This is a genomic window from Gulosibacter hominis (genome assembly GCF_904842695.1).
Taxonomy (GTDB): domain Bacteria; phylum Actinomycetota; class Actinomycetes; order Actinomycetales; family Microbacteriaceae; genus Gulosibacter; species Gulosibacter hominis.
In genome coordinates this window covers 146,036-170,238 of the sequence record NZ_CAJGWQ010000003.1, presented here as the reverse complement: position 1 = coordinate 170,238, position 24,203 = coordinate 146,036, and the positions used below count along the sequence as shown (strand labels likewise).

Below are 24,203 nucleotides of genomic sequence, written 5' to 3'. Positions count from 1 at the left end.
CGAAGTGATTAGCCCGTCTGTGGATGCCGAGGGTCTGTACCGGATCGCGCAAACCCCGCATGTGCTCGACGACGAGGCGCTCATGGCGCTTGGTGAGCATCCCAATTGCTACCCAGAGCTTCGCAGCTGGGCATTCGCGCAGCTCGGCCAACTGCACTCGGGCAACATCACACCGCCACCGCCGCCCCCGGTTGAAAAACCACGCCGGAGCGGCAGGGCGACGCATCCCCGACCAGCTCGAACGCACAACGCAAAACCAGTGCAGCGCGGGCCGCGCCGACGAAATCCGGCCCGCCGTGCCGCACTAATTTCGGGGAGTTTGGCGCTGGTGGTGCTCGCTGGTGCCGTGACCGCGGTGTCGGTGATCCGCAATACCTCGTCGCAGGATGCGGCTCCGCTACCGACGCAGGAAGCGGCGCAGCAAACCGACCCGGGCAGCACCGAGGCCCCCAATTCGGCTTCGGCTCGCCCCACCAACACTCAGCGGCTTCGCGCCGCGGGTGAATCGTTTGACTGTGCCGCCTATGGAAATGCAGTGCAGTGTTCGGGCAGTAACCGCAACGGGGCCCTTGGTTTGGGTGATGATAAAGCACCGGGGCCGAGCGTAATCGAGTTTGACGGCGAGGTCACCGACCTGGTGGCTGGCGTGCATTTTGCCTGTGCCACGGACGGGCTCGGCGTCACCTGCTGGGGCAATAACAAGTGGCGACAGACTGGCCAAAAAGACGGCGCTTCGGTAACACCGGCTCAGGTTGCCGCGCTCGCAGACAAACCGGTGCAGCACCTGTGGGCCGGCGAGAGCCACGTCTGCGCGTCGAGCAATGACGAGGTGTGGTGCTGGGGGTCCAACAACGTCGGCCAGGTCGGTAATGGCGAATCTGGCGAGCCAATGGAGCCCACCAAAGTTGATTTTGGTAGCTCGGCGAAAGTAACCGATCTGTATGGCAGCCGCTTCACGACCTGCGCGGTGCGTGAGGGGCACGACAAGCCGTGGTGCTGGGGATCCAATCTGGGCGGGGTCATCGACTCCGAGAATGACGCCGAGGTGTTGCGGCCGACGCCGCGTCGCCCCTAACTTTTGGCTGCACAGCGCAGTGCGCCCGGCCGAGATGAGTCGGTCGGGCGCACTGCCGCGTCGATGGATGCGCCTGCCTGCTAGCCGCGCGGCGCTGCTACACCGGCACCTGCGGGCATGGGCGCACGGTGGCCAGTGGCGGGAACCGGCTGTGCGTTTGCGGCTGCCGCCCTTGCGCTGGCTGCGGCAAGCTGGGCCCGGTCGGATGGGGTCACCGGGGCGCTGCGCACCGACTGCGGCTGCACATAGTTCGTGGTCACCGGTGTTTGTGCCGTTGCTGCTGGCGCTGACTGGCGCGCGGGCTGAGCGGGCACGGTACCGGCAGCTGGCGCTGTGGTCGGCGCATCCGGAAGCTTCGGAGGCTCAGGTTCGGTGGGCCGCTCGGCGAGGGGAACATACTCGTACGAGCCGCTCGGCACGGGCTTGAGTTTTTTGCTGCGGAACGGTGGCACACCGCGCAGCATGTAGAGGCACTCGCCACCATCAAGGCGCGCAATTTCGTCGGGAGTGAGTAGCTCGCGACCGATTTTGCGATACATCTGCGAGGCACTGCCAAAGCCCTGCCCGCCGCGCTGGCGCGTGTCGTCGCGCTGGTTGATGGTTTCTTTACCGAGCCGGTTGGCGATCCACTTGGTGGTCGATTCTTCGTCACCACCGAGGAAGAGTTTCGAGTCGCAGTTACCGACGATGGTCTCCCAGTCGTCGCCGTAGATTGACTTCCCCTGCGCGTAGTTCTGCATGATCACGCTCACCGCGATGCCACGTTTACGCATCACCGCGATTTTGGTGTGGAAGCTTGGCAGTTTGCCGATGTTCGCGAACTCATCCATATAGCAGTGGATGGGCACCGGCAGGCGTTTGCCGGGAAGGGTGTCGGCGAGGGCGATGTTTTTTTGGAAAAACATGTCGTAGAACACCGATACCAGGAAGCTGAACGTCTCGTGGCTGTCGGGGATGATCAGGAACACTGCGGTGCGTTCCTCACCAATTTTGGCTGCTTCGATCGAGTTGCCCGACAGCATCCGTGACAGTGCCGGCATGTGCAGGGGCCCGAGCCGCACACCGAGGCTGATCAGCACGCTCTTTCGGGTCTCGCCGGCACCCTGGGTGTAAATGTTGTACTGGCTCCACGAAAACTGCCACATGCGTAGCGTGGTGCGAGCTGAGTCGTCGTATTCACGATTGGCGTTCTTGGGGTTGCTGGGGTCGTGCTTGTCGAGCACTTTTTTCATCCCGAGGAACACCTTGTCACCTTCCGAAATGAATCCCTCTTGCGCTTCTGAGGTCTGCATTTTGGCGAGGAGTTCGGTGACATCGTTGAGGGTGCCGTCGGCTCCCTTACGTCCGTACACGTAGGCGACCAGCGCGGTGAGCAGTGCGCGCTCGGCTTTTTCCCAGAAGCCACCGGTGTTGTCGCCCGCTTTACCGGTGGTGTTCGAGATGATGTTCTGCACCAAAATCATGCAGTCGACTTCGGCCTGTTCCGGGCTGAAATAGGCGAGCGGGTTGAAGGTTTCGGTTTTTGACCAGTCGACGAGGTTGAGCGAACGCACCTTGTATCCGGCGGCTTCGAGTTGGGCGCCGGTGGCCTGCATGATTTCGCCGTTGGGGTCGGTGACCACATACGACTGGTTGAGTTGCGCAATATTGGGTTGCACGTAGTAGCGGGTTTTACCCGAACCACTCGAACCGATGACCATGACGTGCTGGTTGCGCTGTGTTTTGCGCGAGTCGAGGCTGAGCCGCTCCGTGCGGCTAAAGAGCAGGTTTTGGCGGTAATCGGGGTCGACGAACGGTTTAATATCGCGTGCGTTTCCCCAGCGGGATGAACCGTGCTCGGCACCGGCGCGGGTGCTGCGGTTCTTGGTTGCTTGATAGGCCAGGATGAGCAGCAGGATGAACGCCAGCGAGGCACCGATGATGAGGTCAAACTGGTCGAATGACAGGTGCAGCGGGTCGCGCAGATCGAACCAAAATTGTTGGGCGACATCAGTGGGTTTTTCACCAGCGGCGATATCGGCGCGTACCTGATAGCTGATCTTGTCGCCGGCCCAAAATCCGACCGCGGCCAAGACCACTCCCAGAATGAATGTGCGTGGCTTCACTGTTCGTCACCCCTTCGGTGCATCGTGCGTTCGGGTCGGCGATGATATTCGCTCTGCAAGCGTTCATGCTCGAGCCGTTCTTCATCCAAGACATGCTGCTCGCGCGCCAACCGCTGTTGGTGTTGGGCAAGATGCTGAGCCGCTACCACTTCACCGTAGTCGTCCGCTTGGTTGATGAGCTCGTCGCCGGTGACCGAGAGTGTTTCGAGTGACCGGTCGCCGGTTTCGTTATGTGTCTCGGCTGCGCGGGCGGCGTTCGTCTCTGCTTCGTTACGCAGCTGTTGCCGCGTCAACGGGGTCATTCGAGCAGGGTCGAGTTTCCGCGCTCGCCAGCGCGGATTGATGGGATATGGGTTTGACTCGTGCGTGGGCATGTAGGGCTAGCGGTTCATCCCCATATCGAGGTAGAGGTCGGGGTTGTTGAACGCGGGGTCGTTTTGTGACACCTGCTGTGCCAAAGCGTCTGCCTCGTTGGTGAGCTGTTCGCCACTGAGTTGCGGCTCGTGCCCCAGCGTCATCGAGGTTTGATCGAGCCCATAAGCGAGTTCGGCCGTGGAACTGCTCGCGAATGTCATCTCGAGGCTGCCATCGGCGCCCTGTTCATAGTCGAATTGCACGTTGTGCTGCGCGAACTCGGTGCGGTAGGCGTCGAGTTCGGCGCTGGTCAGCTGGGTTGCGGGTACACCGCCGACGTCATTGTTGGGGATGTCATCGACCACAACCTTTTGCGGTTCGGCATCGGCCGGGGTTTCGTGTGCGGGGGTGCTGTGTGCTGGGGTTTCGGGTGCTGGAGATGCGTTTTCGGGCGCGGGGTCTTGTGGCGCCGGTTGTTGGTCGACCGGCTGCTCATCGGCAGCGCGCTGTTGCCCTGCCGGTTCGGGCGGTAGGGGCGGCATGTCTTGCGCGGGGGCCTGGTGCTCGGCACCGGCGGGCGCGGGTGGCAGTGGCGGCATCGCGGGCGTACCGGAGGATGCTTCGCCGCCGAACGCTGCTGGCGAGGGCGGCATGCCATTCTCAGCGGTTGCCGCTGCGGGGGCGGCGCCGCCAGGCATCCCTGGAGCTCCGCCTGGTGCGCGGTCAACCATTGCTTGCCCACGGTCGAAGATTTGCTCGGCCTGCTGCGACATTTCTTTGCCGCCCTGCATGATGTCTTGCATCGTCTGCTTGCCATCGTTTTGCATGGCGTAGCGCAGCAGCACCTGCTGCCCCATACGGCCCGCTCCCTGCAGGAGCTGCATGTTACCGCGGCTGAGTTCGTCTGTAAGACCCATAGTTCGTTTCGCTTATCCGATGAGTGCTGAGGGGTTGTGGTGCGCATGGTACCCGGGCTCGAAACCGAGTTCGTGAACGGTTCCGAGCCCGGGCACTGGTTTGCGGTAGAGGTTAGACCGACAGCGTCTTCTGCTGGATCTGCTGGTCCTGAGTCGGAGCCTGGTTCTCGATCGTCTGGGTTTGGCCATCGACTTCGGCTGCGAGATCGGCGGCGCCGACCTGTCCCTGGTTTTGGGCATCGGCAGTGGCTTCGCCCTGAGCGCCGTCGCCTTGACCTGCGCCCTGCTGATCTGCAGCGCCCTGCTGATCAGTGGTCTGGCTGGGAGCCGACTGGTCGGGAGCCGACTGGTCCGGAGCCGACTGGTCGAGCTCGGGTTGCGGCTGCTCGTACGTGGTCTGTTCGTACGTGACGTTCACCTCGGCCTCGAGCTCGGCGTTCAGATCAAAGCTGGTCGTTGCCGGTGGGACTTCGGGGGCCTCGGCCGGCTGCTCAGCGGGCGCAGCAAGCTCGTCTGGCTGGTTCGATTCGACCGGCTGAGCGGTATCGTCCGGCTGGCCCGCGTCCATGGGCTGCGCCGGAGCGGCAGCCGGAATGTCACCGATCGGCTGGCCGGCCGGGATCCCGTGTGCGTCGAATCCAATTCCCTGCTGGCCGATATAGCCGGATGCCTGCGCACCGCCCAGGGGCGTGTTGAACGATGTCTGCGACGTGAGCGTGCCGTTCACAAATTCCGTGCTGGTGCTAAACCCGAAGCCGTTCGGGTTGGGCATTTCGCCGGCAGGGGCCGGAGCACCTGGCTGCGGCGCCGGTGCGGCTGCGTTCTGGAAGGATGCGCCACCCTGGTAGGGCTCCGCCGAGACCTGGCCAGGGTTCTCGTCCGGGCGGTAGAGGGGCTGTGACACCGGCGGCAGGTCGGGCATCTGCGATGCAGGGACTGCTTGGCTGGCCGGTTCAGGCTGAGCCTGAGTCTGACCACCCAACTCAAGACGATTTTGATTGTGCAGGTCAATCATCTTTTCGGCGTGGGACTTAAGCTCAGGGTTATCGCTGTCGAGACCGCTACGCAGCGCTGCGGTAGACACTGCGTCGTCTGCGAGCTGCGTGTTGTCTTGGTCGTCGCGGACCACGTAGCCTTCGTTCTCCAGCTTCGGGCAGATCGACACATCCATCTGAGTTTCATTGATTTCGGTGCGCTCGGCCAGCTGTTGTTCAGTTACGGTTTCGCCACGGTCAACCGCCATCAGTGTCTTGAGCTCTTCAGGAGAGAGCTCTTGCATCTGTTCCATGTACCCCTCTACACGTGCTTCGTAAGCGGGCGTGTAGTTTTCGTCGCCGATCTCGACGGTCGGGCGCTCGGTATGCGGCAGCTCACTGTGTGGTGCCTGTTCGGGGTTTGATTCATGCGGGGGCTGCTGAACGCTGTCTTCTGGCTGCGGATCCTCGGGGCGCTTGTCCTGCTCAGGACGCGAATCCTCAGGACGCTCATCCCCCTCAGGACGCGAATCCTCAGGACGCTCATCCCCCTCAGGACGCGAATCCTCAGGACGCTCATCCCCCTCAGGACGCGAATCCTCAGGACGCTCATCCCCCTCAGGACGCGAATCCTCAGGACGCTCATCCCCCTCAGGACGCGAATCCTCAGGACGCTCATCCCCCTCAGGACGCGAATCCTCAGGACGCTCATCCCCCTCAGGACGCGAATCCTCAGGACGCTCATCCCCCTCAGGACGCGAATCCTCAGGACGCTCATCCCCCTCAGGACGCGAATCCTCACCATCTACCGGCTTGTCATCTTCCTGAGGATTATCATCCTTGTCATCCGGGTTCGAGGCAGGCTGGTCCGGTTTGTCATCTTCAGCTTCAGAGGCGACTTGATTTGGGTCGAGGTACGCAGGGGTTGCCCCGTCTGACACGTCCAGCCGGTGATCCCTGAGATACGCCGCGAGTTCCTGCTTCTCACCTTGCTCATTTACCTGCTCAGTACCCGTGACCAGAACGTTGAAATCAGCACCTTGGTCCTCACGAAGATCGGCAGTAAGGTTATTAATTTCTTTCAGCTGCTCAGTGGTCAGCGCTTGACCGTTGTTAAGAATCAAAGTCGTTGATTCGCCACTTTCAGCATTTGCGACCGCGGCACGTCGAATACTGTCAAGCGAGTACTGAAAATCAATATTTCCAAGTGCCGCATCTTGAATCTCGCCAGCACGTGCAGTGTCACCGGCATTTGCGCGGTCTCGCACCCCGGATTCTCCACTAGCACCAACACTGATATCGGCAATATCACCAATACCAAATTCCGCGCCAACACTTCCTTCGACAGAACGATCCGTTTGACGCGCACCGCTTCTTGATAGCTCATCGAATTTATCCTGCATGGCCTGTGACGGTGTAACATTGTATTGCTTGTTAAAATCATCCCAGCCACCATTTTCACCATGGCAGTCCACATACAAGACGCCGTCACCGGACTGCGGATTGTCACGCAGCGCTTCGGCAGCATTAGCGGCTGCAGTGCTATTTTCGGCCTGATGGACGTAGATTCCAGTACCCTCAAGCTCCGGCTTTTTTTCGCCAGGCTCTCGTCGAACTATATTCTGAGAATAATCAACCTCACTCGGGTCGAACGGAATCCCTTTGTCCTTCAGAATTTCCGCTTCATGAGGACGCAGCTTCTCGTGCGCGGGCCGCTCTTCATCCTGATTGTTTTCCAGGATACTCTTGTCATACGGCGCGTTAGCAAATCCGTGAGGATGGCGCTTTAGGCTTTCTTCCGCGCTCTTAATCTCTTCGTTGCGGTCTACCATCTTGAGCTCCTTATCGTCTTGCGATTGAAGTTGTTGGAAAAGTGGATTGTGTTGGGTAGAAAACTGTTGGTCGCTATTCGCGCGTTCAATGACGGGCACGGACGCCGCCGTGAGGATCGTCCCGCCGAACGCATCGGCCTCACGCAATGCCGCGGGGCTATCGCTCGCGGCCGGAGTAAATACCGAGGTCATGAGCGCCTCCCCTCATTGATCTGTCGCACAGGCGCGGCATCCTGCGACGATTCACTGACGAACGATTCACGCAGCATCGGTAGCGCAACCTCCGCCTGGTCAGCTTCATTGAGCACCAAAACCCCGTGTGTCACCAGCCGCGTCAGCTGCGCCCGCACCACATCGGCCGATTCACGCATCCCATCCGCGAGCGCAATCAGCGACAGTGGCGCCGCCGACAACACCGCAGCGCCATCACCGCTCACCCGCAGCCCGGCATCCGCCAGTTCACGCAGCAAGCGCAGATCAGCCGCAGGAAGTTCGCGCATCAGGCGCACGTAATACAGACGGTGCACGATGCGGTAGCCGAATGCCACCGCCTGATTCAGCTCTGACGGCGTCGGCACCCCACCGCTGACGCTTTCAGCCAGCACCGACCCCATCGCCTGCAGCATCGGCGCATAGCCGGCCGAAAAACGCGCCAGCAGCTCAACGCTCGATGCATTCACCTTCAAGCCGGCCGCAGCAAAGCCGCGTTCCAACAGCTGTACCGCGTCAACATGCGCCAGACGCCCCAGCTTGACGAAGTCTTCACTGGTGCGCGGGCGAAGCACGCGATCACGGAAGATGCGCTCAGTGAACTCGGGCATGGCACCAATACCCACCACCAGGTTTGGCACTTCGGCAACTGCCCGGTCGATCTCGGCGAGGAGTTCGTCATACCCCTCGCCCGCATCGCGATGCGCCTCATCTAGCGCCAGGAATAGCCCCCGCTGCTGTTCTGCAAGCACATCCGACAGCACGCGAATCTGCTCATAGATTGAAGCCGTCTTGCCCTCACCCACGTGACCGCTGAAGTTCAACACCTCAGCCGCCCGCGCGCTCAGACGCGACATCCGCATCGGACCCGCACAATCAATAAGCAGCCGCGGCAGTTCGTCATCGAGCATTCGCTCACGGATTCCCGAGTGCACCGAGATGAACAGTGTCGCCCACCCCAGCTCATCCGCTCGGCCAGCGGCCCACCGCAGCAGCGAAGTCTTCCCCGACCCGACCGTGCCGGTAACCAGCACGCTGGTCGAGGCGCCCTCCGCCCCGGCCGCGCGCGCAAACGCGCGCTCAAACGAGGCTTTCGCGGCATCAACACCGAGAAGTTGCGCGGCACCAGTGCCCGGTGCCGGTGTAAACAGCTCGCCCACTGTGCCCTCCTCTCGTATTGATCTGCGATGCACTGAGTGAATCCGCGGGCGATATTAACGCGCCCGTTCAACGCGCAATGTTTACCAAACACCCCACTTTTCAACGCTGATCAGGCATTTTTATTATCAACCAGGCCTAGGGCGACAAAAGAGTTCACAGACCCTTCAGGAACCCGCGCATCCCGACCGCCTAAAACTGTGAATTTGCTGGAATATGTTCCACGCAGCGAAGAGTGTGATAAGAGCCAGGGTTGCCGCAACGTGCACCATTCGTGATCCCGGCCTAGACTGCCAATTACAGAAGAACTACTCGCCCCGCGCGCCACAGCTGCCGCCCGCACTTGCGACCTGCTTCAACGGAGAACCAGTGACCACAACGCCACCTCCCCACGCACCCCTACACGGGATCACCGTCGCCGACTTCTCGCGCGTACTCGCCGGCCCCTGGGCCACCATGACGCTCGGCGACCTCGGTGCAAAAATCATCAAGATTGAGCGCCCCGAACACGGCGACGACACCCGATCCTGGGGCCCGCCCTACGACAACGAGGGCATGGCAACCTACTTCCAATCGGTTAACCGAAACAAGCAGTCAATCGCCCTCAATCTCAAAGACCCTGACGATATTGAACTCGCTCGCCGCCTCGTGCGAGAAGCCGACATTGTGGTCGACAACTTTCTCCCCGGCACGCTCGACCGCGCACAGCTCTCGAATGCCGAGATCCACGAACTCAACCCGCGAGCCATCATCGCTCGCGTCAGCGGATTCGGGTCGAGCGGCGCCGGCCACGGCCGCCCCGGCTACGATTTCGTCATCCAGGCGCTCGGCGGCCTCATGCACATCACCGGCGAACGCGACGGCGACCCGATGAAAGTCGGCGTCGCCCTCGTCGACCTACTCACCGCCCGCGACCTCACCATCGGCGTGCTCGCCGCCCTGCGCCAACGCGACCTCACCGGCGTCGGCACACTCGTCGAAGTCAACCTGCTGTCGAGCCTGCAAGCCGCGCTCGCCAACCAGGCACAGGCCGTCATCGGCGCCGACGTCGAACCCGGACGCCTCGGCAACACCCACCCGTCGATCTGCCCCTACGAAACACTCTCGTGCCGCGAAGGGCAGCTCGCCGTGGCAATCGGCAACGACCCCCAGTTCACAAAATTCGTGACCGAGCTCGGCATCCCGCACATTGCATCCGATAGCCGGTTCGCCACCAACCCAGCCCGCGTAAAACACCGCGCCACACTGCGACCGATCCTCGAGGATGCACTCCAGGCCGCGCCCGCAGACGAGTGGGAACACCGGCTCGTTGACCTCGGCCTAGCAGTCGGCCGCGTCGCCACCATCTCAGAAGGTATCGAACTCGCCCGCGAAGTGGGCATCGACCCCGTCGTCGAACTCGAACGCGACGGACACACCAGCCGCGGCATCCGCCATCCCGTGCGCTACACGCCCGAGTTCCCGATCCCCGCCGTCGGTGCACCCGACCTCGACGCTGACGGCGACGCACTGCGCGCCTATCTGCGCGCGCAGCCAGCAAGCACCCAAACCCACTCAACCAACACCTCCAACGAGCGCCGCTCCCCCGCATCCCAGCGATAGCCGCGCCCCGCATCCCGCCCAAGAAAGGAACCCCAATGGCCGACCGCTACGACCTGCTCGATCTCGAATCACAGTTCAGCACCGAAGAGATCGCACTGCGCGACCGCGTGCGCGAATTTGTCGACCGCCGCATCCGACCAAATATTGCCGACTGGTACGAGCGGGCGGTTTTCCCCACCGAAATCATTCCCGAAATGGCCGAACTCGGGCTGCTCGGGATGCACATCAAGGGCTACGGCTGCGCCGGTCGCAGCGCCGTCGAATACGGCATCGCGATGCAAGAACTCGAAGCCGGCGACTCGGGGCTGCGCACGTTCATCTCAGTGCAGGGTTCACTCGCCATGAGCGCCATCGCCAAGCACGGTTCAGAAGCCCAAAAGCAGCAGTGGCTCCCCGAAATGGCCGCCGGCCGCGTGATCGGCTGCTTTGGTCTCACCGAGCCGGAGGCCGGCTCTGACCCCGGCAATATGCAGACCACCGCGGTGCGCGACGGCGATGAGTGGGTACTCAACGGCACCAAACGCTGGATCGGCCTCGGCACCATCGCCGATATCGCCATCGTCTGGGCACGCAGCGACGAGGGTGTGCGCGGCTTCATCGTGCCCACCGACACCCCCGGTTTTTCGGCCGAGGTTCTCGAACCGAAAGCATCGATGCGCGCATCAATCCAGACCGAACTGCACCTCGACAATGTGCGCCTGAGCGAGGAGCACCGCCTGCCAGAGGCCAAGAGCCTGCGCGCACCGTTCGAATGCCTCAACGAAGCGCGCTACGGCATCACCTGGGGTGCCATCGGTGCCGCTCGGGATGCATTCAACACCGCCGCCAGCTACGCCGACGAGCGCAAACAGTTCAACAAGCCGCTGTCGGCGTTCCAGCTCACCCAGCAGAAGCTCGTCAATATGGCGCTGGAACTCAACAAGGCACAGCTACTGGCACTGCAGATCGGCCGGCTCAAGGATGCGGGCAAACTCGAGCGCCACATGATCTCGGTTGGCAAACTCAACAACTGCCGTATCGCCATCGACATCTGCCGCGAAGCCCGCACCATCCTCGGCGGCAACGGCATCCTGCTCGACCAGTCGATCATGCGGCACGCAAACAACCTCGAATCGGTGCGCACCTACGAAGGGACCGATGAGGTGCACACGCTCATCCTCGGCCAGCACCTCACCGGCCAGAACGCGTTCGCATAGGCAGGCGCCGTTCACCTACTCGTTTCTTCGGTTACCTACATTCACGAACACCCCCTCCCTCTACTGAACTAAGGAGTTCATCATGAAGGCACTCGTGTACCACGGCCCCGGTAAGAAGGCGTGGGAGGAGGTGCCAGACCCGCAGATTCTGGCCCCCACCGACGCCATCGTCAAAATCGACACCACCACCATTTGCGGCACCGACCTCCACATCCTCGGTGGCGACGTGCCCGCGGTAACTGATGGACGCATCCTCGGTCACGAGGGTGTCGGTCACGTCATCGCCGTTGGCGACAGCGTCACCAACTTCAAGGTCGGCGACCGCGTTATCGTCAGCTGCATCTCGAAGTGTGGCGTGTGCGAATACTGCCAGAAGGGCTTCCCTGACCACTGCCAGGCAAACGAAGCCGGTGTGGGCTGGATTCTCGGCCACATGATCGACGGCACTCTCGCCGAGCAGGTTCGCGTGCCGTTCGCCGACGGTTCGCTGCACCACCTGCCCGAACACGTCACCGATGAGCAGGCTGTGTTCCTGAGCGACTCGCTGCCCACCGGTTACGAGGTCGGCGTGCTCGCCGGTCAGGTTCGCCCCGGTGACACGGTCGCCGTGGTGGGTACCGGTGCGGTAGGTCTCGCCGCGATCATGACCACCTCGCTGTGGGGTGCATCGAAGGTGATCGCCATCGACACCAACGAGTTCCGCCTGCAGAAGGCGCTCGAGTTCGGTGCCACCGACACCGTCGTTTCGGGCCCCAACACCCGTGAAGAGGTGCTCGCCCTCACCGACGGTCTCGGTGTCGATGTCGCCATGGAGTGCGTCGGCTACCCCGAAACCCTCCAGCTCACCGCATCGCTGGCTCGCCCCCGCGGTCACATCGCCAACCTCGGTGTGCACGGCAAGCCCGTCGAGCTGCCCCTCGACACCATGTGGATCGGTAACTACACCCTCACCATGGGTCTTGTGGATGCTACCAGCACCGCGACCCTGCTCAAGATGGTCGCATCCGGCAAGCTGCCGAGCGAAAAGATGGGTACGCACACCTTCGCGCTCAACGACATCGAAGAGGCATGGGATGTGTTCGCGAACGCCGCAAAGAACGAGGCAATCAAGGTAGTGCTCAAGGCCTAATAGCCCTGGCGCCTCGCCTCGCAGGTGCCCCTTTCATCGCACAACGTTTCTCGCCTGTCGAGGGATGCGATGAGAGGGGCACCTTTCGTTTGTGGCACCACGGCGCGCCACCATCACCCAGGCGCGTCACTCACCCGCAGTGCGGCGACGCATCCGCGGTGGGGAAAACTAAAGCGGGGCACCGCCGAACAACCCGGCGATGCCCCGCTGCAAAGCTAGCGACTAGGCGCTTGGTTCGAGCCCGCGCTCACGCAGCGCGGCGAGGATGCCCGCGGCAACTTCCTCGACGGTGCCCATGCCGTCAACGTCAACAACGACGCCGCGCTCACGGTACAGGTCGACAACCGGCGCGGTCTCGCTGGCGTAAACCTCCTGGCGGTGACGGATCACTTCTTCAGTGTCGTCCACCCGACCCTGTTCTTCGGCACGCTTCAGCAACCGCGCAACCACGGCATCCGTGTCGGTGACCAGCTGCACCACCGCGTCAATTGCGGCACCATCGGCTGCGAGCAGCTCGGTGAGAAACTCAACCTGGCCCACAGTGCGGGGGTAACCGTCGAGCAAAAAGCCCGGAGCCACATCCGACTGCGAGAGACGGTCACGAATGAGTTCATTCGTCAGCGAGTCGGGTACGAGCTGGCCCTGGGCAGTGATCTCCTGCACCTTCTTGCCCAGCTCGGTGCCGTTTTTGATATTCGCCCGAAAAATATCGCCGGTCGAAATCGCGGGCACGCCGAATGCTTCGGCCAGACCGGTTGCCTGGGTGCCCTTGCCGGCGCCGGGGGCGCCCACAATCAGAAGACGTACTGCGTTGCTCATCGGAGAAGTCCTTCGTATTCACGCTGCTGCAATTGGGCGTCGATCTGCCGCATCGTTTCAAGACCCACGCCCACGAGGATCAGGATGGATGCGCCACCGAACGGGAAGTTCTGGTTGGCACCCACGGTGGCCAGTGCGATCAGTGGCAGCATCGCAATGATGCCGAGGTAGATCGAACCGGGGAAGGTGATGCGGTTAAGTACGTAGGTGAGGTAGTCGGCGGTCGGCTGACCGGCACGCACACCGGGAATGAACCCACCCTGCTGGCGCATGTTCTCGGCGACATCGTCGGGGTTAAACGCGATGAACACATAGAAGTACGCAAACGCGATCGTCAGCAGGAAGTAGGCGACCATGTAGAACGGCGAGTTACCCGAGATGAGGTTGTTCTGCACCCAGACAACCCACTCCGCCGGCTGCTGACCGGGCGCGGGTTGCGCGAACTGCGCGACAATTGCCGGCAGCATCAGGATGGACGACGAGAAGATGACCGGGATCACACCGGCCTGGTTGACCTTGATCGGGATGTAGGTTGACTGTCCCCCGTAGGTGCGGCGGCCCACCATGCGCTTCGCGTATTGCACCGGGATGCGTCGCTGAGATTGTTCAACGAACACCACGGCAACGAGGATGCCGAATGCCAGCACGGTGATGATGCTGAAAGTGAATGCACCACCGGCGCCGCTCATGAGCGACCACATTGCTTGCGGGAAGCTCGCACAGATCGAGGTGAAGATAAGTAGCGACATACCGTTACCGATACCGCGCTCAGTGATCAGCTCACCGAACCACATGATGACGGCGGTACCCGCGGTGAGCGTGCCGACAATGAGCAGCATCCGCACAACGTTGGTCGCTACATCGCCGGCACCGGCCTCGGGCACGAGGCTCACAACGCCACGGCATGCCGCCGACTGGTTACCACCGAACAGCGCGCCAGTGCGCGCCATCGTGAGCAGCGTGGTCGACTGCAGCAGTGCCAGCGCGATGGTCAGGTAGCGGGTGTACTGCGTCAGCGTCTGCTGACCGCTCTGCCCCTCTTTGTGCAGTGTTTCGAATCGCGGGATAACCACGCGCAGCAGCTGGATGATGATCGACGCGGTGATGTAGGGCATGATGCCCAGCGCGAAGATCGACAGCTGCAGCAGCGCACCACCCGAGAACATGTTCAGCATGTTCAGCAGGTTGGCGCTGCCGTCGAGACCGACACCAGCAATACACTCCTGCACGTTCACAAAGTTCACGAACGGTGCGGGAATCGTGGTACCGAGACGGTAAATCACGATGATGCCGAGCGTGAACAGAATCTTGTTGCGGAGATCAGGTGTCTTAAACACCCGGGCAATGGCGTTGAACACGCTGCGGATCCTGCTTTCGATTTCTGGTCATTCGGGGCCGCCGGTTGGCGGCAGGAAGTGGTGTCGTTACACGACGGCGTGCCAGCGTTTGGGCACCGCAACCTCCAGCTTAACGGTAATCTCACCCGCGGCGGGCAAAACCGTCCTTTTCACTTCGGTGCAAGTTACCCACTGTGCTTGAACACAGTTACAGCTGTCTGAATATCTGGCGAAATCGGCGTACCGGTATTCGTAACCGGTACTGTCACCGCAGCCACCCGGGCACCCACCACCGGCCAGGTTTCGTAGCGGATGCGATGCGCGCGATTTGCCACCCGCCAGTGAAACTCGCCGCGCTCAGCAACCACGTCAGGCAGCCACAGCTCCCCTGCCCGAGGCAACCGGCTCGCGCATCCGGTGGCTTTGAGCTGCGCTTCGGCGAGAGCCCAGTGCTCGAGTGTGCATTCGTGCACACCGCGTGATTGCAGACCGCTCACGCGCGCCAGCCAGCGCATTGCTGCCGCGCGCCGCTGCGGGAATTGCACGTCGATCCCGACCGGCACCGGGGCGCGCGCGATGGCGAGCACGGCATGCGGCAGCCCGTCGCCGCCCCCGCGCGGCCCGCCGTCAAGTGCCGCCGACACCGGGGCCGAATGACTGGCGCTGAACCACATCCCGCAGCTGCCGCATCGAAGCCGCCCGTCGGGCAGCGACGCGAGCCGCGCCGCATCACAACACGGCTGTTCCCGCATCCAGTGCCGCAGCATCCGCCGCCCCGATCCGCGCACCCAGGGTTTGTCGCTCAGCATGAGCTGGATGCGGAACGGGGCGGCGCTACTGAGCACACCGGCGAGGTCGGCCATTACCTACTGATTGGCCGACTCGCGTTCGGGGTCGACCGTCACGACGTAGGCCTGGTAGCTGCCGCCGACCGACACTCCCGACACGAGCACCTGCAGCGGGCGGTCGGCCGTCGGCGGCACAGTGTCGGTGCTCACCGCGGCACCGGCCGCGAGCGCATTGGCGATCGGCACCGCCAGCAGCGTGCCGGTGGTTTGCAGATTGCCGGTGGTCAGCTGTGGGCTGATGCGCGGCACCTGCGCGTCAATGCCGATCTCGTCGAGTGCGGCGCGCTCGACCCGGTCGATGCGTTCCACACCGGCTTCGGCAAGCACCACCGCGTCAATATCAGTGGCCGTGATACCCGCCTGCTCGAGGGCTGCGCGATAGGAGCGTGCCCACTCCTGCGGCGTGCGGCTCACGCGCCCGGCTCCCAGTGCCGCGCCGCTGAGTCCGATGCCGCTGATGTACGCGCCCGTGCGCGGCTCGTCGTCGGCGAGCGCATCGCGAGCTTCCAGCAGCAGCGCTACGGCGCCCTCCGAGTACACCGTGCCCTTACCCGCCTGCTGCTCGGCAACCGAAGTCGCCAAGTAACCAGGGAAGCGCGAGTAGCCAGCGAGCAGCGCATCGGCCACCTCATCGGCGGCCGCAACAATGACGCGATCACACTGCCGGTTGCGCAGTAGTTGCAGCGCCAGGTGCAGGGCACTGACCCCGCTGGCGCCACCGGCGCAGAAGGTTGCGGTGGGGCCACGCAGCCCGAAGGTGACGGCAACGTGACCGGCGGCCGCGTTCATCACCGTGTTCGGGAAGAGCTTGCTATCGCCCTTGCCGTCAACGATCAGCCCGCGCTGGAATGCCTCGACGGTGCCCAGCGGACCGGTCGCGGTTGCGAAGATCAGCCCGGTGGTTCCCCGTTCAGCACCCGAAAGCGGACGCTGCTTGAGCAATTGCTGCACCGCCTGCACGCCGAGCTTGCCGAGGTGATCCACCCGGCGCATGGCGCTGCGGTTCAGGCCCGCCGTGAGCGCCTTGTCGGCGCAGCGGCCCACCGGGAACTCGACCCCCGGATCAATCTCGGCCTGTTCGGTGACGAGGTTCGTGCCGCTACCGAGCGCTTCGATCACGGCCGCCTCGTTCGTGGCACCGGCCACGAGCGCCGAGGTGGCGCTGATCTGCACATCGGTGCGCGCGCGGCGGCCCTCGGCAGCATCCGCGGTGACGGGCTTGGCGTCTGGGCGACCGAACACGAGCGATGCGTTATTACCGCCGAACGCGAACGAGTTCGACAGCACATAGTCGACATCCTGGTCGATGAACTGGTCGGGCACGATATTGACCTCGCCCGCTTCGAGCCGCTCGCGCAGTTTCTCTTGTGCGACCTCGTCACCCGGCACGAAGGTCGGGTGGATGCGCTGATGCTCGATCGTCATCACCGACACGGCCGCCTCGACCGCACCGGCCGCGCCGAGGGTGTGGCCGGTCATCGACTTGGTCGACGACATGGGCAGCTGCCCGCCGCGGAACTCGAGCACGGTCTTGAGCTCGCCGGTGTCGTTTGCCGGGGTGCCGGTACCGTGACCGTTGATGTAGTCAATATCGTCGCGCTCGAGGTCGGCCATCCGCAGCGCGTGATCAACCGCCGCGAGCGCGCCGCGACCGCGCGGGTCGGGTGCGGTGGGGTGATAGGCGTCAGCGGTCAGCCCGTAGCCGAGTAGTTCCGCATAAATGGTGGCGCCGCGAGCAACCGCGCGATCGTAGTTCTCGAGAATCAGGATGCCCGAGCCCTCACCGAGGGTGATGCCGTCGCTGCGCGTGTAGGGCGCGCAGTTCATCGAGGTGAGCACTCCCAGGCTCGAGAAGCCACCGAACGAGATCCAGGCGAGCGGGTCGACACCACCGGCGACCACCACATCCGCCTGCCCGTCAAGCAGGTACTCGTAACCGTTGGCGATCGCCACCGCGCCCGCAGCGCAGGCGTTCGAGTGGATCGTGCGCGGTCCGTGCAGCGCGAACTTGGCGGCCAGCGCGTCGGCGGTGGCGTGCAGCGGATACTCGATCAGATCGAAGCGGTTGGTGGCGTCCAGGCCCCGCTCAATCCAGTCGCGGTGGAACTTCTCACCCTGGCGCGCGCCACCGAGCGAGGTGCCAAGGCTCAGGCCGATGCGCTCGCGGGGGTACGCATCTTCGCCCAGCCCCGCGCGCTCGAGCGCTTCACCAATGGCGGCCTCGCCGAGTCGCACCGCGCGGTCGTGGCGGGCATCGGTTTCGGTCATGGGCCGAAACTGTCCGGCCCGGTCGCTCATCACGCCCTCGCGGGGCACGATCGTGTTTTCGCCGATGCCGGTGCGGGCGTTGATGAACGCATCCCAATTGGCTTCGGCGTTTTCACCCGCGGCGGTGATGAGCCCGTATCCGGTGACGGCTACGCGCATTTACCGCACACCAATCTGCGTGGCCCACGACTTCGGGGCGATGCACGGGCGCGAAACCGTGCGAGCGGTGCGGCCGTCAACGGTCAGTTCGAGGCCGGGAACGCCGTAAGGGTCGTCGAGCAGCAGCAGCGCGAGCCCGGTTTCCTGACCGGCGCGTTCGGTGGCCACCTGGACGCGGCCGACCTTGGTTTCGCCGTCGAACACGTCGGTGCCGGCGGCCGGGCAGTCACCGTCGATGAGTGCGGCCACGGTGCGGCGCACGGGGGCTGCGACCTCGAGGACGCTGCTGCCGACGAACTCGTCATCGCGCTCCATCGAGATGAGCCAGGCGATACCGGCTTCGAGAACAGTGGCGTCGGCGGCCTGTTCGGGCAGCACCGGGAAGTTCGTTTCGGCGCGGACGCGGCCGAGCACGGCCGGGTCGATTTCGCCGCCGTCAACGGATTCGGCCTCGGTGCGGATGCGGTCGAGCGCGTTAGTAGCGTCGGTGATGAGCAGGTAGCCGAACTCGGCGGTGGTGCCGACGCGGGCGATGATGCCGGTTACACCGTCGTGGTCGATTTCGTTGGCTTCGTTGAGGAGCAGGTCGGCGATGTCTTCGTCACCGAAGAAGGGGTCGACGACCTCCCACGAGCGCGGACCCTCAACGGCGATGGCGCGCTGGCCGGTGCTGACGAGCTCGGCGTCGAATTCGGCGGCCACTTCGCGCGCCGAGTCGATCCAGGCTGCATCCGCGTCGACGACCACGATGTAGTCATCGTCGGTGTGGATAACGAGGACGGTGCCCGCGACGCTGCCGTCGGCGTTCAGCACGAGGCTGTCGACGCAGGTGTTCGACGACACGAACTCGATCGACTTCGCCATGAGCTTGCTGGCGAGTTCCGCGCGTTCAGCGCCGCGAATGGCGATGACGTCGGTACCGCGCGAGTACACGCCCGCGGTTTCGCGCAGCGCTGCGTAGCTGGATTCGAGAGACAGCATGTTGAACCTTCCTGGGGTATCGGTGTGCCCGCTACCCGCTGACTTGGTGGGGCTGGTTGGGGGATGTTGTTTGCGTGGTGGGTCTTGTTGGTCGAGGTGGTGGGATGCGCGGCTAGCCGCCTTCGGATGCCGGTGCCGGTTGGCGCAGCTCGTGCAGCGCCTCGCCACCGGTGGGCAGGCCCTGGCGCTGCCGGTCGAGCGCGTCACGGACGTGCCGGTGCGCGTCGGGTTCCAGTAGCGCTGCGCGGCAGGCGGCCACCTGCGCGGCAAAGTCGTAGGCGTCGACGCGCGTGAGGACGCGCAAATAGTCGTTGTCGGTCAGTAGCAGCTGCAGCTCATCGAGCCAGCCGAACGGGTTCACGAGATACGGGAAGTCGAAGCCCGGGAATTGCTCGCTCATCTCTTCCCGCCAGTGTGCGGTGAACGCATCCGCGCCCGCCTCGGTTTCGTGTTCGTGGGTGAGCACGACCGCGGGGGTACCGAGCAGCACCGCGCGGGCGAGTGCGCCCGAGGTGATGTTGTCGGTCAGATAGAGGTCGGCGGCGGCGAGCAGCTCGGTGAACTCGGCCAGCGGCAAGAACCCGCTGGTGATGATCTGCACGTCCTGCCCGGTGGCGGGCAGCGCATCCGCGCTCACGCCCACGAGCGCGATCGGTTCATCGATGCGGCGCAGCAGTTCGGCGAACCAGCGCATCCGCAGCTGGTAGACGGCGTCGCGATCCCGGTTTGGGGCACCGAGGCCGGGTTTGGTCATGGCGGTGGTGGCCCAGTTCGACATGGCGAGCATGACGAGTTTGCGATGCGGCTCAACGCCCAGCCGGGCGCGCACCGCGGCTACGTCGATATCGCGCGGCAGTCGGTCGCCGTAGAGGTCGAAACTGCGGATGCGGCGCGTGCCCTCGTCGGCCACGACGGCGGGTGCCACCGGGACCGGGCGCAGCAGCGGCACCTGCTCGGGCAGGGTCGGGAGCGTCACCTCGGCGGGGAAGAACTTTTGCACCATCGGGTTGTCGCTCACCTTGCTCACGGCAAGTTCGAGTGTGCGCCCGGCTCCGCCAAAGGCGAGCGAGTCGACCGCGACCAGCGGTGCCCCACCGAGCACATCGTCGATGGTGAACCCGACCCGTTCAAGGCCGAGCAGGTGGTGGTCGGCGAGCACGACCGCATCGAGGTCCGCATCCGCGACCGCCTGCCGGCAGGCTTTCGCCGCCGCCGAGCCGCGCGGCAGTTTCTCGGCAGCAAACCCGCTCGCGCGCACATAGTCAACATTGCGCCCGGCCACCAGGAACCGCGCCTGCGACGGGTCGGGCAGGGTGCGCGCAATCTCGATGGCGTTGACGAGCTCACCGATCGAATAGGCGCTCGGGGCGATGAACAGTGTCTGGCTCATGCATCCGCCCCCTGCTGCCACGCGAACATCTCGGCCTCGGCGACATTGCGCGAGGCACACACGCGCAACCGCAGCTGCAGCGGCACACCCGGACCCGCGGTGGCGGTGATGTGGGCACCATCAGCCGCGACGCTGCGCACCATCAGCCGCGGACGCTGCCCCCGCTCGAGCGCGTCACGGTCGGTATCGGGTTGGATCACCAGTGCTCGACCGTCGCGCAGCGTGACGGCAACCTGATCGGCCACGGCTCGCCAGCCACCGGTTGCGATGCGCCATAGCCGCCCGGCAACCCCCAGCGTGAACTGCGGATGCGCGCCAGTGTGCGGGGTGATCGCGATCGCCGGAGTGGTTGCGGGTGCCAGCGTGCTGGCGGGCGGGAGCGCGCCGGGCTGCTCCGTGTCGGTGGCAGGCGTAGTTGCCCCGTGCACTGCGAGCACCAGCTCGTCCTCCCCCGCGCGCACAATCCGCGACCCGGCCGCATCCGATTCGTCGCTGACCGGCAGTGTGGCGGTGTCGTCAAACCAGACCGTGCCGAGGTCGAGGTCATTGGTGTCGGGAATGAGCGCGGCCCAGATCGCGACGCGGTGGCTCGCGAGCGAACCGAAAGTGCCGGTGGCCGGATACGGTGCCTTGCACACGGTTTCGCCGTTCAACTCCCAGCTGGCGATACCGAGCTCGGGCACCACGTGGATGCGGTGCTGGCCGCCGGTGAGTTCGGTGCTGTTATCGCGCAGCGTCTTGGTGCTGAGCGCAACCTCTGCGGCCACGGGCTTTGCCTCGCTGCGGTCACCGCGACGCGAACCGCGGCGGCGCAGCGGCCGCGACACCGGCTGCATCCCCTCGGGTGCCGATGCGGGCACGCCCAGCGCGGGCGCGGCAGCGAGTCGCAGCATCACCGCTTCTCCCGGGGCACTCGAACGCAGGAGCGGTGCCGAGTCGCCTTCGAGGCGCGCCTCGCCCTGCCACTGCATCCGCACACCCACGCGACCGTTGCCCCACCACGCCTCGCTGGCAGTGGTGACGGGGGCGGCAAATTCGAAGTCGGTCCAGTCTTGAGGCCACAGGCCCCGCACCACCGGCGCCAGCTGCCAGGTGGCGCTGTCGCTGTCATCGGTGGCGGTCGCATCCGCCGTGGTGCTGGCGTGCAGTGCCGGTCGCAGCCGCACCGACGGTGCCAGCATCACGCGGTCATCGCTGCCAGCCTGCGCGCGCAGTTCGATCATGTCGTCGGTTTGCTGCAGCTGCAGCCGCACATTGCTGTCCTCGTCGACCAGCACGAGCCCGTCGGCGCTGTCATCGAGCCGGATGCGGTGGCGGGTTTGTTGGCGGCGCGTGGCCTGTGATTCTTGTCCGAACACCGTCGGCCAGAATGCGTGCAGCAGCGGGGTGCCGTCCTCGGCGGTCACGCGGATGTTGCCGCTCGAGTCGACGGTGCAGCGCAGCCCGCCCGCCGCGAGCGCCGCGACCTCGGTAACCGCTGCACGCGGCTGCAGCACCAATTCGGTGGCGGGTAGCTCGAGCTGCTTGCCCTTCGTCTGGGTGAGCCCGATCAGTTCGCCGGTGACAAAGTCGGTCTCGGCGAGGAAAGCCAAATCGCCCGTGTCAATCGGATAGCTAATGGTCCAGCGGCCATCGCGCAGTTCCAGGTTTTCGCTCGCATCCGCATTGCGGCCGCCGCGCATCATCCGCCAGTTGATCGCGGGTTTGATCGCCTCGCTCTTGGCGCCGAGATTGCGGTCGAGAATGTCGCGCGAGATGCCGGGCAGGTGCGACACCATCTCGAGGTAGCCATCCTCATCCACCGCGCTTCCCGGTAGTGCCCGGAACCCGACCCGCAGATACAGCGGCAGGGCGCGCTTATTGGCGGGGTCGACCTCAACGTGCAGTGAACGCACCTCGGGCCTCGACATTGCCTCGGTGAAAATCGCCTTGAACAGCTGGCCCGCGAGCATCGAGTTGCGATAGGCGTCATCGATGACGAACAGGCCCGCAAAGCGGCGGTCAGCGGCGAGCGTACGGCGCCCCGAGTTGAGGCTCAGCGCAATGCAGCCGTGGATCGCGCCGTCCTTCTCCCCCACCATGCAATCGGTGACCCCGCGCGCTACAAACACGCGGCGCAAGCCGTCGGCGTCGAGCACATCGCGATACTCGGACGGGCCGTAGCTATTGCGCTCAAGCAGCGCGGCGAGCTGGGGCGCATCCGCGTCTTGATAGCGGCGAACGTCCATGGTGGTTCCTTCCGGGGTTCAGAACGGCGAAGGCACAGTATCGGCGAGAGTTTGTGGGAATGGATGCGGGGCCGCTCCTGGTCGGCCCCGCATCCGACTAGGCCTGCATGGCCACCGCCACCGAACCCTCCGCGACGATGCCGCCGTCGACCAGCAGCTTGCACTCGTACTCGAACAGGTCGCCCAGGGCCGTGCGCTTGCGCACCTGGATCGTGACCACATCCCCGGGAACGACGACCTTCTTGAAGCTGAACTTGCGCACCCCGGCGAGGAACCCGATGCGCGATTCGCCCTCGGCTTCGGCCGCGGTGTGCACGATGCCGCAGGTGTGACCGGCAGCTTCAATGAGCAGCACGCCCGGATAGATCGCCTGCTGCGGGAAGTGCCCGGCGAACACCGGGTCGGCGATCGAGATGTTCTTGTAGCCGATACCGCTCTTGCCCGGTTCAGTGACCTCGAGCCGGTCGAGCATCACGAACGGATGGCGGTGCGGGAGCAGGGCGCGCAGATCGTCCGCGCTGTAGAGCGTCGTCATTATTCGGCAGCTGCCACTTCGTCGGCGAGCTTGTTGAGCGAACCGAAGACGCTGCGCTGCTCATCCGACACGAACACGCCGAACTCCTCTTCCATGAGGCTCACGATTTCGAGCGTGTCGAGCGAGTCGAGCTCGAGACCGCGGCCGAACAGCGGCTGGTCGAAGTCGACGTGCTCGGGCTCATTGGGCAGGTCGAGGCCCTCGAGGAGCAGTTCGCGCAGGCGGATGTTCAGCTCGAGACGCTGCTGGGCGATTTCGTGTTGCGACATGGTCGGTCCTTTCGGCGGGTGGTGTGGAGGTGGAGGGTTGCTGGTTGTGTCTGTGTGCGCTTGCGGGCGCTGCACTTAGGCGGTGATGCCGCCGTCGATCGCGAGGATCTGCCCGGTGATGTAGCTGGATTCGTCGGTCGCGAGGAAGCGGATGGCGCGGGCCACCTCTTCGGGTTCGCCAACGCGACCGAGCGGAATCTGGGCGGTCAGTCGCTGCCGCGCTGCCGCATCCATCGACCGGAACATGTCGGTGTCGGTGAATCCCGGCGCCACGGCGTTGACGCGGATGCCCGCGGCGGCACCCTCCTTGGCGAGCGCCTGGGTGAGTGCGTTCACGCCGCCCTTACTGGCCGAGTAGTTCGCCTGGCCCGGCTGGCCGCTAATGCCCGAGGTCGACGACAGCAGCACGATCGCGCCGCCAGTTTTACGCATCGCGCGCATTGCGGTGCGGCAGATATAGAACGTGCCAAACAGGTTCGTCTCGACCACATCCCGGAACTTTTCGGTGCTCATCGTGGCGGCAAGCCCGTCCTTGGTGATGCCGCTCGTGATCACCACCGACGAGAGCGTGCCGTCGAGTCCGCGCAGCTGCTTGAAGCCGTCGCGCACCGAGTCTTCATCGCGCACATCGACCTGCATGCCGGTGTACTGGCCACCCTGCGCGGCGACGAGCTTCGCGGTTTCTTCGCTGGCAGCCTCATTACTGCGATACCAGCCGACGATGTTGTAGCCGGCGCGGGCGAGTTCTTGCGCTGCCGCGCGGCCGATACCGCGCGAGGCGCCCGCGATCAGGGCGAGGGGACGTTCAGTGGTCATG

Annotated in this window: 19 protein-coding genes; 4 read left to right on the top strand and 15 right to left on the bottom strand. The window is 64.2% G+C overall.

Annotated features, from left to right (window positions below; genetic code table 11):
- Positions 1-4: 4 nt before the first annotated feature.
- Positions 5-1,075: an RCC1 domain-containing protein gene (locus JMV54_RS03990; RefSeq protein ID WP_201517644.1), complete on the top strand. Its 1,071-nt coding sequence runs from the start codon at positions 5-7 to the stop codon at positions 1,073-1,075.
- 80 nt (positions 1,076-1,155) lie between these two features.
- Here JMV54_RS03990 and JMV54_RS03985 read toward each other — a convergent pair whose 3' ends face one another.
- From JMV54_RS03985 to JMV54_RS03965, 5 genes are all read right to left on the bottom strand, one after another.
- Positions 1,156-3,180, bottom strand: coding sequence for a VirD4-like conjugal transfer protein, CD1115 family (locus JMV54_RS03985; protein WP_201517643.1), 2,025 nt, complete (start codon positions 3,178-3,180; stop codon positions 1,156-1,158).
- On the bottom strand, positions 3,177-3,482 hold the full coding sequence (locus JMV54_RS03980) for a hypothetical protein (protein WP_201517642.1): 306 nt from the start codon (positions 3,480-3,482) through the stop codon (positions 3,177-3,179). The genes JMV54_RS03985 and JMV54_RS03980 overlap by 4 nt, the downstream gene beginning before the upstream one ends.
- Positions 3,483-3,560: 78 nt before the next feature.
- Positions 3,561-4,451 (bottom strand): hypothetical protein, encoded by an 891-nt coding sequence (locus JMV54_RS03975; protein WP_201517641.1) that lies wholly within the window; start codon positions 4,449-4,451, stop codon positions 3,561-3,563.
- A gap of 112 nt (positions 4,452-4,563) precedes the next feature.
- Positions 4,564-7,449, bottom strand: a complete 2,886-nt coding sequence (locus JMV54_RS03970; RefSeq protein ID WP_201517640.1) for a hypothetical protein — start codon at positions 7,447-7,449, stop codon at positions 4,564-4,566.
- On the bottom strand, positions 7,446-8,627 hold the full coding sequence (locus JMV54_RS03965) for an ATP-binding protein (protein WP_201517639.1): 1,182 nt from the start codon (positions 8,625-8,627) through the stop codon (positions 7,446-7,448). The genes JMV54_RS03970 and JMV54_RS03965 overlap by 4 nt, the downstream gene beginning before the upstream one ends.
- Positions 8,628-8,994: 367 nt before the next feature.
- Between JMV54_RS03965 and JMV54_RS03960 the strand changes: the two genes are divergently transcribed.
- The 3 genes from JMV54_RS03960 (at position 8,995) to JMV54_RS03950 (ending at position 12,552) form a co-directional block, all read left to right on the top strand.
- The gene (locus JMV54_RS03960) at positions 8,995-10,227 is read left to right on the top strand and encodes a CaiB/BaiF CoA transferase family protein (RefSeq protein ID WP_230972802.1); all 1,233 of its coding nucleotides are present in this window, start codon (positions 8,995-8,997) and stop codon (positions 10,225-10,227) included.
- Positions 10,228-10,262: 35 nt separating this feature from the next.
- Positions 10,263-11,423: an acyl-CoA dehydrogenase family protein gene (locus JMV54_RS03955; RefSeq protein WP_201517637.1), complete on the top strand. Its 1,161-nt coding sequence runs from the start codon at positions 10,263-10,265 to the stop codon at positions 11,421-11,423.
- Between the two features lie 82 nt (positions 11,424-11,505).
- Positions 11,506-12,552 (top strand): zinc-dependent alcohol dehydrogenase family protein, encoded by a 1,047-nt coding sequence (locus JMV54_RS03950; RefSeq protein WP_201517636.1) that lies wholly within the window; start codon positions 11,506-11,508, stop codon positions 12,550-12,552.
- Positions 12,553-12,774: 222 nt separating this feature from the next.
- Here JMV54_RS03950 and JMV54_RS03945 read toward each other — a convergent pair whose 3' ends face one another.
- The 10 genes from JMV54_RS03945 to JMV54_RS03900 form a co-directional block, all read right to left on the bottom strand.
- On the bottom strand, positions 12,775-13,371 hold the full coding sequence (locus tag JMV54_RS03945; RefSeq protein ID WP_201517635.1) for an adenylate kinase: 597 nt from the start codon (positions 13,369-13,371) through the stop codon (positions 12,775-12,777).
- The gene (gene secY, locus JMV54_RS03940) at positions 13,368-14,729 is read right to left on the bottom strand and encodes a preprotein translocase subunit SecY (protein ID WP_201517634.1); all 1,362 of its coding nucleotides are present in this window, start codon (positions 14,727-14,729) and stop codon (positions 13,368-13,370) included. Before secY ends, JMV54_RS03945 begins: the two co-directional genes overlap by 4 nt.
- Before the next feature lie 164 nt (positions 14,730-14,893).
- Complete coding sequence (locus tag JMV54_RS03935) at positions 14,894-15,571, bottom strand: 4'-phosphopantetheinyl transferase family protein (protein ID WP_201517633.1); 678 nt, start codon at positions 15,569-15,571, stop codon at positions 14,894-14,896.
- Positions 15,572-15,574: 3 nt separating this feature from the next.
- Positions 15,575-17,983 (bottom strand): beta-ketoacyl-[acyl-carrier-protein] synthase family protein, encoded by a 2,409-nt coding sequence (locus JMV54_RS03930; RefSeq protein WP_201517632.1) that lies wholly within the window; start codon positions 17,981-17,983, stop codon positions 15,575-15,577.
- Positions 17,984-18,964 (bottom strand): aminomethyltransferase family protein, encoded by a 981-nt coding sequence (locus JMV54_RS03925; protein WP_201517631.1) that lies wholly within the window; start codon positions 18,962-18,964, stop codon positions 17,984-17,986. It lies immediately after the preceding gene.
- Between the two features lie 112 nt (positions 18,965-19,076).
- Positions 19,077-20,354, bottom strand: coding sequence for a DUF6365 family protein (locus JMV54_RS03920; protein WP_201517630.1), 1,278 nt, complete (start codon positions 20,352-20,354; stop codon positions 19,077-19,079).
- Positions 20,351-22,582 (bottom strand): GNAT family N-acetyltransferase, encoded by a 2,232-nt coding sequence (locus tag JMV54_RS03915; RefSeq protein ID WP_201517628.1) that lies wholly within the window; start codon positions 22,580-22,582, stop codon positions 20,351-20,353. Before JMV54_RS03915 ends, JMV54_RS03920 begins: the two co-directional genes overlap by 4 nt.
- Positions 22,583-22,679: 97 nt before the next feature.
- Entirely contained in the window at positions 22,680-23,117 is a 438-nt protein-coding gene (gene fabZ / locus JMV54_RS03910) for a 3-hydroxyacyl-ACP dehydratase FabZ (RefSeq protein ID WP_201517620.1), read from the bottom strand.
- Positions 23,117-23,386, bottom strand: coding sequence for a phosphopantetheine-binding protein (locus JMV54_RS03905; RefSeq protein WP_201517619.1), 270 nt, complete (start codon positions 23,384-23,386; stop codon positions 23,117-23,119). The genes fabZ and JMV54_RS03905 overlap by 1 nt, the downstream gene beginning before the upstream one ends.
- 75 nt (positions 23,387-23,461) lie before the next feature.
- On the bottom strand, positions 23,462-24,202 hold the full coding sequence (locus JMV54_RS03900) for an SDR family oxidoreductase (protein ID WP_230972801.1): 741 nt from the start codon (positions 24,200-24,202) through the stop codon (positions 23,462-23,464).
- Position 24,203: the final 1 nt, after the last annotated feature.